The sequence below is a fragment of the uncultured Senegalimassilia sp. genome (assembly GCF_934636665.1).
In the GTDB taxonomy this organism is placed as follows: domain Bacteria; phylum Actinomycetota; class Coriobacteriia; order Coriobacteriales; family Eggerthellaceae; genus Senegalimassilia.
The window spans coordinates 58,574-70,798 of record NZ_CAKUAT010000015.1; the positions used below are offsets into that span (position 1 = coordinate 58,574).

General features: G+C 60.6%; 14 protein-coding genes. All 14 read right to left on the reverse strand.

Annotated elements, in window-relative coordinates; genetic code table 11:
- Positions 1 to 2: 2 nt before the first annotated feature.
- Positions 3 to 1,130: a polysaccharide pyruvyl transferase family protein gene (locus Q0G75_RS07160; RefSeq protein ID WP_294416022.1), complete on the reverse strand. Its 1,128-nt coding sequence runs from the start codon at positions 1,128 to 1,130 to the stop codon at positions 3 to 5.
- A gap of 2 nt (positions 1,131 to 1,132) precedes the next feature.
- A complete protein-coding gene (locus tag Q0G75_RS07165; protein ID WP_294416024.1) occupies positions 1,133 to 2,218 on the reverse strand; it encodes a hypothetical protein in 1,086 nt (361 codons plus the stop codon).
- A 167-nt stretch (positions 2,219 to 2,385) separates the two neighbouring features.
- Positions 2,386 to 3,309, reverse strand: a complete 924-nt coding sequence (locus tag Q0G75_RS07170) for a glycosyltransferase family 2 protein (RefSeq protein WP_294416027.1) — start codon at positions 3,307 to 3,309, stop codon at positions 2,386 to 2,388.
- A 13-nt stretch (positions 3,310 to 3,322) separates the two neighbouring features.
- On the reverse strand, positions 3,323 to 3,817 hold the full coding sequence (locus Q0G75_RS07175) for a hypothetical protein (protein WP_294416030.1): 495 nt from the start codon (positions 3,815 to 3,817) through the stop codon (positions 3,323 to 3,325).
- Positions 3,814 to 4,905 carry a glycosyltransferase gene (locus Q0G75_RS07180; protein WP_294417914.1) on the reverse strand — a complete coding sequence of 364 codons (1,092 nt, stop codon included), beginning with the start codon at positions 4,903 to 4,905 and terminating at the stop codon, positions 3,814 to 3,816. The genes Q0G75_RS07175 and Q0G75_RS07180 overlap by 4 nt, the downstream gene beginning before the upstream one ends.
- Positions 4,906 to 4,916: 11 nt before the next feature.
- Positions 4,917 to 5,810: an ATP-grasp fold amidoligase family protein gene (locus tag Q0G75_RS07185; protein ID WP_294416034.1), complete on the reverse strand. Its 894-nt coding sequence runs from the start codon at positions 5,808 to 5,810 to the stop codon at positions 4,917 to 4,919.
- 33 nt (positions 5,811 to 5,843) lie between these two features.
- Positions 5,844 to 6,746, reverse strand: coding sequence for an ATP-grasp fold amidoligase family protein (locus tag Q0G75_RS07190; RefSeq protein WP_294416036.1), 903 nt, complete (start codon positions 6,744 to 6,746; stop codon positions 5,844 to 5,846).
- On the reverse strand, positions 6,743 to 7,234 hold the full coding sequence (gene pssE, locus Q0G75_RS07195) for a PssE/Cps14G family polysaccharide biosynthesis glycosyltransferase (protein ID WP_294416037.1): 492 nt from the start codon (positions 7,232 to 7,234) through the stop codon (positions 6,743 to 6,745). Before pssE ends, Q0G75_RS07190 begins: the two co-directional genes overlap by 4 nt.
- A gap of 11 nt (positions 7,235 to 7,245) precedes the next feature.
- Positions 7,246 to 7,719, reverse strand: coding sequence for a PssD/Cps14F family polysaccharide biosynthesis glycosyltransferase (gene pssD / locus Q0G75_RS07200; protein WP_294416039.1), 474 nt, complete (start codon positions 7,717 to 7,719; stop codon positions 7,246 to 7,248).
- 4 nt (positions 7,720 to 7,723) lie between these two features.
- Complete coding sequence (locus tag Q0G75_RS07205; RefSeq protein WP_294416048.1) at positions 7,724 to 8,983, reverse strand: nucleotide sugar dehydrogenase; 1,260 nt, start codon at positions 8,981 to 8,983, stop codon at positions 7,724 to 7,726.
- Positions 8,984 to 9,000: 17 nt separating this feature from the next.
- Positions 9,001 to 9,708: a sugar transferase gene (locus Q0G75_RS07210; protein WP_294416050.1), complete on the reverse strand. Its 708-nt coding sequence runs from the start codon at positions 9,706 to 9,708 to the stop codon at positions 9,001 to 9,003.
- A 5-nt stretch (positions 9,709 to 9,713) separates the two neighbouring features.
- Positions 9,714 to 10,223 carry a transcription termination/antitermination NusG family protein gene (locus Q0G75_RS07215; protein ID WP_294416041.1) on the reverse strand — a complete coding sequence of 170 codons (510 nt, stop codon included), beginning with the start codon at positions 10,221 to 10,223 and terminating at the stop codon, positions 9,714 to 9,716.
- 9 nt (positions 10,224 to 10,232) lie between these two features.
- Positions 10,233 to 10,766, reverse strand: a complete 534-nt coding sequence (locus Q0G75_RS07220) for a transcription termination/antitermination NusG family protein (protein ID WP_294416043.1) — start codon at positions 10,764 to 10,766, stop codon at positions 10,233 to 10,235.
- A gap of 334 nt (positions 10,767 to 11,100) precedes the next feature.
- Entirely contained in the window at positions 11,101 to 11,787 is a 687-nt protein-coding gene (locus Q0G75_RS07225; protein ID WP_294416045.1) for a recombinase family protein, read from the reverse strand.
- Between the last annotated feature and the right edge of the window lie 438 nt (positions 11,788 to 12,225).

Here is a 12,225-nt window from a genome sequence, read left to right on the forward strand (position 1 = left end):
GCCTAACACACCCCCTTGCCAGCGGAAATGTAATGCTCCAAGTAAGAAAGGGAGCTTTCGCGAGCAGCCGCCCTGGCGGCATCGGCGGTTTCAAAAGTCATGGGCTTATCGAGGATATGCGAGAGGTCTTCGGGCGTCACCGCAAGCCTGTCCTTGAGCGACAGCCTGTCGAGGAGGTCGGTCAACTTGTTCGCGTTCTGCCCGCGCTTTATCACGGCGAAGGGGGTATGCGTGATCGCTGAGAAGATCGTCCCGTGGAACGTGTCGGTGACCGCGAAGTCGGCGCCCTCGAAGTAGCTCAAAATTTCATCAGGGCCGCAATCGACGTTCTCGTCGCAGAAATCCTGATGCCCGTAGACGGCAAGAAGCTTGACGCCCCTCTTCTTGGCGACGGCCCTGACGGCTTCGCCTTCGGCCTTGGTGAAACGGTTGCCATAGCCGTAGACGAGGGCATAACGTTCCGGTGCCGTTACGGGCTTCCACGCCATCTTCTCGACGTCGGAGACGAGAACGGGGTCGAGATGCATGTTGACGCCATCGATTCCAAGGGCCTCGAGGATGGCCCTTGAGTTCTCGTCCCTGACGGAAATAGCGTCAAAGCAGCTGAAGCAATTCATCACGTCGTCGGCCACATGGTACTTCTCCAAATCGGCCAAAGTCGTGTGGCCGAAAGACCCGGCATAGCTGATCACGGCGTCGCAGTTGTTCCCCTGCCCGAGAAGCTGGCGGCAGAAGCCGACGTTCGGCCCCACCTGCGTGCAGTTGAAGACTTCGTCGCTCCCGATGACAAGAACATCGACATGCTCACCGATATTGCGCCTGCACGGATCGACGCCGAGAAGGCCGAGGCATCGCTCGTACTCGGCGTCCATCGGAGTTCGTTTGTAGATCCCCGTGGCGATGAGGGCGCGCCTCCCCGCGCCGGTGAACCTGATGTCGGCCTTGATCCTGCCAAGAAGGTCCTTGAACCTTCCACGGGCGTCCCTAAGCCCCGGCACGCACGGTGCGGGCCTGTAGTCAACAAAGAGAACCTCATGTCCCAGCGACTCGATCATGGACTTCAATCCGTATGCCTGCATGAAAGAGCCGTGGTTCACGACCCTCTGCATCGACATGATTCCAACGCGCATGCTTACCTCCTTGCGAGCGCCCCATTGGCACAGCGGGCTCCCTGCTCCCCATCTTCTCCGATTCGCCCACCCTGGATTTTCTCGGTAGCCACGAAAATCGTCATGAGTGCGATGAAGAAGTAGTAGTTGTACGTGATTTCGACGACAGAGCCCGCAATCATCGCGTAGAGCAAGATGAACATGCCCCAGCTCCACGCAGGCTTGTCCGCTTTTGTGCTCGCCCAAGCCATGTAGAATACGGCGAGGAGCCCTACGGCGCCATAGTTGACGAGCGTCTCCATGACGGAGTTCTGGGCATTTCCATACCCGACATACATGGCCACAGCGGCATTTCCGTAACCGTACCCGAAGACAGGCGAGGTGCCGATGACGGTCTGCAGGCCACTGTAAATCAAATCCCTGCCCGTCAACGTCAAGTTCTCGCCGAGGACGTCTACGACAAGGTGCTTCACGAGCGGCACCTGGAGAAGCTGCGATAGGAAGGCGAGGATAACGCCCGTCAGCACCATTGCCGCTATGACGACTGCGGGCTTTTCCAGAATGCGCTGGGCTTTCCGCGGAAGGAAGGCGAAGGCGATTACGAGCGCAGACATGGCGACGGCCGTCGAGCAATAGACCGTATGCGCCACGATGAGGGCAAGCAAACCGAGGCTCGCGGTGACCAGGACTACCAGTTTTTTACTCGCGCCTCCGCGACACAGTCTGACGTACGCCAAGCAAGCCAGCATGATGAAGTAATAGCTCGTCGAGAACTTATTGCCGGCAAAATAGTAAAGCAGAGGGCCGTCGGCGGTGCCTACCCTTGCTATGAATACGATGGATAGGGCGCAGTAGACGATGGTCATCCAGAAGAAGACGCTTATGAAGGTGTCGAGCCTGCCGCGCCTGCTGCATGTCGTAATCAGAAGGGCCAGGGCGTAGAGGCAGATGGCGTAGAACATAGCATCGGTGCAGTTGGAGGAGTCGACGTACCCGGCCAAATAGCCCGCAACGCTCGAGACCACGACCATGAAGCAGAACAGGGCCGACGGGTGCTTGTACTCTCTGCCTTTAAGGTTGGTGATGAGGAAGAGGACGACGAAGAACACACAGCTAACCTTAAGACCTTGCTGCAGCACCTTCGGAATGCAGACCAGCTTGAAGATCGCGAAGTAGATGGCAACGAGCGACGCCGTGAGCCAGTCGAGGCGAATCCGCCTCGTCAAGAAAGAATCTCGCGGTCCCGTCAATTGATGATGATACATAGCAAGCCCGCCTAAAGGTAGCTGTAGAGGCGTGGCGAAGCCGCAAATAGCAGCGCCTTGGCCTTCTCTTTTTTGTTCGCGCCGCAGTCGAACAAGAACCTCTTGTCGACGGACGGCACCTCGAGTCCATCTCGGAGCCCCAGCTCGCGGCAAGTATGCAGGTAGCACTTTGCAAGGTAGCCATATAAAGCGTGGCGAAGCTCCAAATCGTCGACAGCATCGAACTGCTTCTTCCAGCGCCCGAGAATCTCGCACATGGAAGCCGCCCGTTTGGAAGAGTTCTGCGATTTCATGATGGACCCCGGTCGCTGGATGTAGTTGTAGAACTTGTATTTCAGGCAAACGATGCTGCCTGCGGCAAGGAACACCCTGGGCTGCATTTCCATGTCTTCGTGCAGCAACCCAACGGCAAACCTAAGCCCGTTCTCGTTGAAGAGCGAGAGCTTACAGAACATAAAGCATGCGCACGGGTACCACTCTCCAGCTTTCAAAGCGGCAAGGATGAAATCCTTGGTGGGGTACACCCTCCCCTCCTCGAGCGACGCGTAGTGGTCAGGCCTGTCCGGCCCCGGGCTTACCTTCCAATCCCCAAGGACGATGTCCGCATGGGAATCGGTCGCCAAGCGCAGCAGCCTCTCGCACGCATCACGTTCGATGCAGTCGTCAGAGTCGACGAACATGACGTAATCGCTGTTCGCCTTGTCCAACCCAAAGTTGCGCGCATCGGAAAGGCCGCCGTTCTGCTTGTGAACTGCCTTCACCCGCGAATCTCTGCGAGCGTAATCGTCGCAGATTTGAGGGCAGCTATCCGGGCTCCCGTCATCGACGAGAATCACCTCGATATCTGTCAACGTCTGACAAAGAATGCTGTCTACGCAGCGTTCAAGCTCATTTTCGACTTTATAGACTGGAACAATTATGCTGACAAGCGGCACAAACAACCTCCGTTTATATCTTCTCCCCGGACTCAACGTCCTTCGTGACTATTCGGGCCGCTTTCACAATCGCGCCGTCCCCAACGTATATCGGCCCGAAGACGCAGGAGTTCGTGTAGACGACGACGTCGCTTCCAAAATGGGGCTGCCAGAAGACCCCCCCCCGGCCGTCTTCGCGATGAAGCCCATGAGAGCCACCGATGGTCACACCCTGGTACACCGTAAGCGGCCCCTCACTAACGACCCCGGCGCCTATGACGACTCCAAGTCCGTGGACAAGGCGGAACCCGGGTGCCAGCTTCGCCTTGTAGTCCAAATCGACGTGGTAGAGCATTCTGTTTAAGCACCAGACGATCTTCGCCAGCGGCTCAACATGGCCGCGATAGAGCAAGGCAGACAAACGGAAAAGGGCCACAGCATGAAAGCAGGGATTCAAAAAGAACGTTCCGAGCGAATGCGGAAACCCCTTTCCCCCGGCCACTGCGGCAAAATCGGCTCTGATGTTCATTCGCGCCCTCCTTTCCGGGCCAATGCGGCCTCGTATGCGCCCTCAAGAAGACGGTAGCTCGAGCGGATGTCGAAAGCCTCCAAGCTCCCTGCATGGAAGGAGCACTTGCTCCTGTCGTACGTGCGGAGGGCCGTCGCCGCTATCTTGCCTGCCCATCCTTTCGCGGTTTCAGCAAGGGAAATCGCGTGGAACCCGTCGCTTATGCAGGCACTTTTAGGAACATCGGACGACACAAAGCATTCAAGGCCAGCGAGCTGCGCCTCGACGAGGACGATTCCAAGCCCCTCGTGAATCGAGGGGAACACGAAGCAGTCCATCGCCGAATAGAGCTTTGCTGGGTCCTTTACGTTGCCGAGCAGCATAATCGAATCATTGGCAGGCGATGCCTCGACCAAGGCCCTGACATCCTTCTCTCCAGGCCCTCCGCCTGCAATCATCAAAATCGAATCGGGGTGTTCAGCATGGAACGCCTCGAACACCTTGATGAGGAACGCATGGTTCTTCTCAGGGTTCAACCTCGCAACATTCCCGAGAACGTAGGCTCCCCCGCCGATGCCGTAGGCCTCACGCAGCTCATGGCGCGATTGCGGGTCAAACGCGAACTTGCCGAGCTCGAAGGAGTTCGGGACGACGGAATAGTCGGCGTCGCCGAACAGCCATTTGCCCGCCTCGTCGCTGCACGCGAACATGCAGTCGCAAAGCCCGGGCACAAAGCGCCTCAGGACCCGATGCAGCACGGGATGCTCGCATCCCGTGCTGTGGCAGTGGCAAGCCACTGCCACAACACGGGAGCGATTCGCTACGACAAGCTCGGGGAATATCATCCCGCTGTTGCCATGCACGTGGCAGACATCGAACCGCCCCTCGTCAAGGGCTTTGCGCAGAGCCTTGAAATAGCCCAGAGTATCGGACTTCTTGTCAGGCAGCTGCGAAACCGTGATTCCACACGCCACGGCCTCGTCAACCTTCTCCGGCTCGCATGGCCCGCCAACGAGAACAGTGACCTTGTGCCCGCATCGGATAAGCTCCCCCGAATACGTGAGCACGACCTTGCCAATGCCGTTGTTGACGAGATTGTATACGACCATGCAAACGTTCATCATGCCACCTCGTCGCAGGGCAGCTGGAGCCAGTCGCCCATTTTCTCGTCAAAGGAGACCGGCTCGATCCTGCCGAAGCCCGCACCCTTGGTGAACGTGAGCTCGCCGAAGAAGATCTTCCCGTGGGTGTAGTACAGATCGACACGGACGTGGTGAAAGTCCTGTGACAGCGCCTTCGCTACCTCAAGCATCTCTCCCAACGTCTCGGGTCTCTTCACGTCACGTACCTCGTCATTGGGATAACCGAGCTTGACGCCCTCAAATAGGTTGAGATCGGTGTCGTACGCGTTGATATGGTGCTCGCCGTCGCGCCAGGTATCCACGTAGATCATCTTCGGCTCGCCGTTGAAGCAGAAGATTTTATAGTCGAACAGCGCCTCGCCGTCATTACCTTCCAAATACTTCTCCACGATGACGCGCGGCCTCTCAACCCCGTAGAACCACTCGCCGTAGCAGGGAAGGAACTTCGCCTTCAGCCACTTGCGACACTCGGCCACGACCTCCCTGCGGTTCACGGGGCGCGCGCCGTCCACGATGATGTTGAAGGTCGATCCGTGGGTCACCTTCACCACGTAGCGCTCGGGCAGTTCGTCGAAGGGGATGCCCTCCGGGTCAAAACCCTGCCACAGGAGATCGTTGAGGTATTTCCCGCAGCCCTTCGACTCCACGTAGGAGCGCACGGCGTACTTGTCGCAGCACTGAGCCATCAGCGGGTTGCGGTCATGCAGCTTTATCCACTGCAGCTTCTCGTTATATGTCCTTGGGTGTTCCAGGTTCAATGGGTATCCGACTTTCAGTCTGAAGAGTATCTTGAGCGTGAGCTCCGGGTTCACGCGGTACAGCAGGTTGAACGGCGTCAGGATCGCGTTCTTCTTGAGATTGTCCATACTCATGAGAAAACGCTCCTTACGCCGCTTGCCTTGCGGCTACGTATTCGGTTTTCGCAGCACCAGTTTCTTGCCCAACCACTCGTCGAACGCGCGCGGGTGGAACCGGTCGAAGCCGGAGCCTGACGTGAAGGTGATTTCCCCGAAGATAAGCTTCGGAGCACCCCCCCCCGCAATGAAAAAGTCCACTCGGGCGTGGCTGAACGGCGCGGCCAACTTCTCCGCCGCCGCGACCATCTCGTCGAAACATGCGGGCTTTGGCACCGCCTTGCCCGAGCGTTCCTCGCCCATGTCGCAGCCCCCCATCAGGTTCCAGTCCATGTCGTAGCAGTCCTCGCAGTGCGCACTCGCAGTGCGCCCGGTGCACACCAGGGTAAGCACGGCTTTACCGTTCATCACGAACACCTTGTAGTCGTCAAGTCCATCGTCGCCGTCGGCCTCTATGTACTTCTCGACTATGACGCTCGGCTCCACCCCGCCGCTGCGGCCGTAGAACCACTCGCCGTAACAGGGCAGGAACTTCGCCTTGAGCCACCGGCGACACCTGCGCACGACGTCCTCGCGGTCGATGGGTTCGGTGCCATCCGCGATCACGTTGAACGTCGAGCCGTGCGTCACCTTCACCACGTACTTCTCGGGCAGCCCGTCGAAGGGGATCTGTGCGGGGTCGCTTCCGTGCCACAGCAGCTCGTTCAGGTATTTCCCGCAGCTTCGCTCCTCCACATAGCCGCGCACCTCGTACTTGTCCGCGCAGCGCGGCATCAACGGGTTGCGGTCATGCAGTTTTATCCACTGTACCTTCTCACTGAAGGTCTTTGGTTCTTTCAGATTTAGCGGGTAGCCCTGCTTCAAGCGGAACAGCGCCCTCAAGCACAGCTCCGGGGACACGGCGTACAACGCGTTGAAGGGCGCTAGCACAGCGTTCTTCACCATGGTGTTCATCGCAGCCCTCCCACACCGTCGATGAATTCCGATAAATCGGCGCAGAACCGCGCCGTGTTACTCTTGTAGGGCAAGTAATCCTTGGAAAGCGCCCGCGCGTAGGCGGCAGGCAGGTCGGCCGGGTCCAGGCAGGGCTCGATGAGTCCCATGTCCCCGAACTGTTTGACGATCTCTGCCTGATGGTCATCCACATGCTCGCCGAACTCGGCGCGCCTCGGCACGGCTATCGTCTTCTTGCCGTCCTTCACCGCGCCGATGATGGCACCGGTGCCGCCATGGGTCACCACCACATCGCAGGCGTCCATGCGCGCCCGGAATCCCTCGCGGTCAAGGAACGCCTCGTGCCGCATGTACTTTGGCACATAGGTACACACACCCGTCTGCGCGAATGCCCCGTCCTCGGCCGCGCCGGAGGCAACCAGGTCGTCCACGGCCTTCAACAGCCTATCGAACTGAAACTTCTGCGATCCCACTGTGACGAAAATCACTCCGGCACCCCCTAGTACACGCCGCCGACAAAGCGGGCGCTCGGATACACCTTCAGCATCGATCCCCACTGCACGTAGAGCCGGTCTGCGTGCCTGCCCAGGAGCCTGCCCGTCATGGTGGGCGAGTCCGTCTTCGCGAACGACTCGATGTAGACCAGCTTCGCCCCCATCAAGTGGGCTATCAGACAGAACGGCACAGTAGCCAGCACACCCGTGCATACGACCACGTCGGGCCGCTCGGCCAACCAATAGCGCAGCGAGATGACCGCGTTGGCCAGCATATTCGGCAGGAACGTAGCCTCGTGACGGTTCACCTGGCGCACGTAGCGCGTGCGCACGGGCAGCTTCGCCTCGTAGGCGGTTTTCTCGGTCAGGATGAAGCTGTCGTAGCGCTCCATCAGCGACCTGAGGGCGAGCAGCTGCTCCAGATGCCCGCCCGACGACGCCGCGAAGCACACCTTTATGTCCATGGGGGTCTTGGCCATGCGCCTAGTCCCTCTTGAACAGGTCGCACGTATACACCTTGCCGGCAACATCGGCCAAATCGTCGCTCCAACGGTTAGCCATAATCACGTCGCACTCGGCTTTAAACCTGGCAAGGTCATGAGTCACCTCGGAGCCGTAGAACTCCGGCGCGTCCAGCGTGGGCTCGTAGACCACCACGGGCACGCCCTTGGCCTTGACGCGTTTCATGATTCCCTGAATGGAAGACGCTCTGAAGTTATCAGAACCGCTCTTCATCGTCAGGCGGTACGCGCCCACCACGGGCTTGGGCTTTCCCTCGTAGACCAGCTGCATCACGCGGTCGATGACCTGCTCAGCAACCCAGTCCTTGCGCGTGCGGTTGGCGTCCACGATGGCCTCGATGAGGTTCTGGGGCACGTCCTTGTAGTTGGCAAGCAATTGCTTCGTGTCTTTCGGCAGGCAATAGCCGCCGTAGCCGAAGGAGGGGTTGTTGTAGAAGCCACCGATGCGCGGCTCAAGGCACACGCCCTCGATAACGTCTGCCGAGGACAGCCCGCGCACCTCGCAGTAGGTGTCGAGCTCATTGAAGTAAGCCACGCGCAGGGCCAGATAGGTGTTAGCGAACAGCTTCACCGCTTCCGCTTCGGTGGTGCCCAGCACCAGCTGCGGAATGCCCGTCGTGCCGTCGGCGTTCGTGCGGGTAAGCTCGACAGGATCAGCTCCCTGTGCAAGCAACCCCGCGAACGTCTCAGCAGCCTTCATGGCCTCCTCGTCGTCCTTGGGCGCGCCCACCACGATGCGGCTGGGGTGCAGGTTGTCGTAGAGAGCCTTGCTCTCGCGAAGGAACTCGGGGCTGAAGATAATTCGCTTGTCATCCAACTTCTCGCGAAGAGAGGCCGTGTAGCCAACGGGAATGGTCGATTTGATGACGATCCAGGCGGTCGGGTTCACCGAGCGGATAGCCGTGATGGCGGCCTCCACCGAGCTCGTATCGAAGAAGTTGCGGTCGGAGTCGTAGTTCGTTGGCGTGGCAACGATGGCGTAGTCCACGCCCGTGTAAGCCTCCGCAACGTTCACGGTGGCATGCAGGTCGAGCTTGCGAGCGCCCGCCTTGGCCTCGGCCAGGAACCGCTCTATCTCGTCGTCCTGAATGGGAGACCGGAAGGAGTTGATCTTTTCCACCTTCTCGGGGATGATGTCTAGCGCGTGCACCTCGCTGTGCTGCGAGAGCAGAACGGCGAGGGACAGACCCACATAGCCAGTACCGGCAACTGCGATTTTCATTCTCTTCTCTTCCATTGCTAATTCCCCTGCGCCGTGAGCACCACGCCCACGGTCTGGACGATCAACTTCAAATCGCTCCATACGGAGCACTTCTCGATGTAGAGCAGGTCCAGGTCGACCCACTCGTCGAAGGTGATGGAGTCGCGGTTACGACGCGTCTGCCAGTAGCAGGTGAGGCCGGGCTTGACCAGCAGTCTCTGGCGCTGGTAGTCGTCGTAGGTCGCAACCTCAGCCGGCAACGCGGGACGCGGACCCACGATGCTCATATCCGAGCGCAGGACATTGACGAACTGAGGCAGCTCGTCGAGCGACAGCTTGCGCAGCCACTTGCCCACGCGCGTGACGCGCGGGTCGTCGCGCATCTTGAACACCGGGCCAGTCTTCTCGTTAAGCTCCCTGAGCCCCTCGAGCCTGTCCTCGGCGTCCACGCACATGCTGCGAAACTTGTACATGCGGAAGGTTCTGCCGCCTTTGCCCACGCGCTCCTGGCGAAAGAACACCGGGCCCTTCGGGTCGTCGACCTTGATAAGCACGGCGATGATCGCGAACAGCCAGCAGAAGGCGACCAGCACGATCAGGCTGAACGCGATGTCGAAGCAGCGCTTCGCAAGGCGGTACCCATGCCTGCCTTCGATGCCGGCTACCGTCTTACCGGCGACTTCTTTCTTGTACAGCGCGCCTTCGGCCTTGCACGAGGGCACGGCTCCGCCCGCAGCGAAATCCATCCTCACTACGCCGCACCGCCCCTGCTCACGCGCAGGCCGAGCTCCAGCTCTGCGGGCCGGCCGCCCAGATCCACAGGCACGTAGGCGCACTTGCGGCGGCTGCTCACGTGGCCGATCAGCGTCTCGCGGCCGGTCAGGGCGCCGCTCAAAACGCGCATGCCGCCCGCCAGCGTGGCCTCGCTGAACGCGGCGACGCCGCTCTGGCCGCACAGGGCGCGAAACGTCTCAGCCGCCTCGGGGGACAGCTCGTCGATCCGGGTTTTCTGCACACGCAGGTCGGCCAGACCGCTCGTGCGGCGGCACGTGCGGCGCGCGTCGGCCGGGTCCGCCGCCTCGAGCAGCACCAAACCCGGCAGCATCGGGCGCAGCTCGCTTGAGCGCACGCCGTCTTTCACGTATTCGAATTCGGCGCGGGGCGCCATCGCGCACGCGCCCAGCAGCCCGGCCGCCTCGGCCTCGCGGCCGGGCACCACGCTCAGCGCGTACCAGTTTGTTTTCGTTTCCGTATTCGCCATCGCGCGCACCTACCGCTTCTCCGGGACGCGCAGGGCGAAAAGCTCGGTGACCGCGCGACCGTCCTCGCAGCATATGAGCACGGTGCAGGCCCGCTCGCGGCGGTCCACTCGCAGGATGCGGTCCTCCTGGCCCACGAGGGGACCGGACGTCACGTGCAGCTTGTCGCCGTCCATGACGCCCTCGCTGCCGCGGACGACGCATGCGGCATCGGCATTCGCTTCGATCCAGTGACGCTCGCCGTCCAGGCGCCCAGCTGGTTCGACCTTGAAAGATGCCTTCCAGGCGGCGCGAGCGAACGCCTCGGCGTCCTTCGTCACGGCGACGAGGTAGCCGGGGTACATAGGCACGGTCTGCAGGCTCCACGCGCCGCCGCGCCTGAGCCAACGCTCCTTGCGCGGCACGAACGCATCGGTGAGCACGCTTTGGGGCAGGGCTCGGCGCAGCGCCTCGGCCACGGCGGCCTCGCGCCCGGCTCGCACGCGCACGGCGCACCAGCACCCGCGCCGCGGGCTCGTTTCGCGCGTTGCCCTTGCAGATTGCATGCCCTCACCCTTTCCGGCTCCTTGCGCCCCCTGGCCGCAGAGGGCTTGCTGGGGGAGGCCCGGCAAGCCCTCGTTCGGGGGAGCGTCAAAAAGCACACCTTTTGACTGTGTCGATTTTCCCCATTATACACAAAGCCCCACGGCATAAACCCAGGTCGCACTGCGCTCATTACGCGATTTCGCCCTTTCGCGCACCCTTCTCAAAAGGTGTACTTTTTGACTGTGTAAAACAGTGGCTCTGACCTGCTGTTTCTTGGATTTTGTCGCAAATGTGGTTTTTAGGGCAACTTGTTTAGGGGGACTCCCAGCTTTTCCGCCATGGCGCATCTCACGGCTACGAACCGCGCTTTTGACTTGTCGCCGCGCACGCCGCATCGACCTCGCGCCCGCCGCCGGCGTCGTCGCGCACCCATCGGTCGAACGTGCTCACGCTCACGCGGCACCGGTCCGCGGCCTCCTTGCGCGTCAGATGCCCCGCCAGATACTTCTCGCTGGCGGCCTTGTACGCGCCGGGGCGCTTCTTCCTGGGCCGTCCGAACCGCACGCCGCGCGCCTTGGCGCACGCTATGCCCTCGGCCTGCCGCTGCCGGATGCTCTCACGCTCCACCTGCGCCACGTAGCTTAAAAGCTGCAGAACTATGTCGGAGATCAACCTGCCTGTCACGCCCCTGCCATCGTCCCGAGTGTCCAGGATCGGCATGTCCAGCACCACCACGGCGCAGCCCACCTCCTTGGTCAGCCACCGCCACTGCTCCAATATCTCGTCGTAGTCGCGCCCCAGCCGGTCGATGCTTTTCACGACCAGAACGTCGCCCGCCGCAAGCCTTCCGCGCAGCGCTTTCCAGGCGTCGCGCTCGAAGTCCTTGCCGCTCGTCTTGTCGGCGTACACGTTGCCTTCCGCCACTCCGAACGCGACAAGAGCCTCAAGCTGCCGATCCAGGTTCTGCTCGCGGCTGCTGACCCGCGCGTATCCGTAAACTTCCCGTCCCGCACCGTCGGGAAGGCTTCGCCTCTGCTCCATGAACACGCCTTTCTCTCGTATGGCCACCATCGGAAGAAAAGCCTAAGGAGCCGCCACACCTCTCGCAAAAATGCGAACCGCCTGCTAATGCCTGCATTTCAAAGTTGGATACACTTGACCCGAGGAAAGGCTATTGCCCGAGAACCAACGCGCGTGTCGCACCTTTGTCGCAGTAATGTCGCACCTTTGTCGCAGTAGCTCGAAGCAGACAGCAGGCAGAATAATCAGCATACAGAATCGGGCCCACAACGCAGAGGCCGCGGAGTTAATCCGCGGCCTCAAAGCAGGCGTTCTTCTATCGCTTTCCCGAGAGCGCCAAAGACCCCTGCCAGTTCTATGAGCTCTCCAACTAGCACTGCGAAGCACTGCGAAGCACTGCGAAGCACTGCGAAGCACTGCGAAGCACTGCGAAGCACTGCGAAGCACTGCGAAGCACTG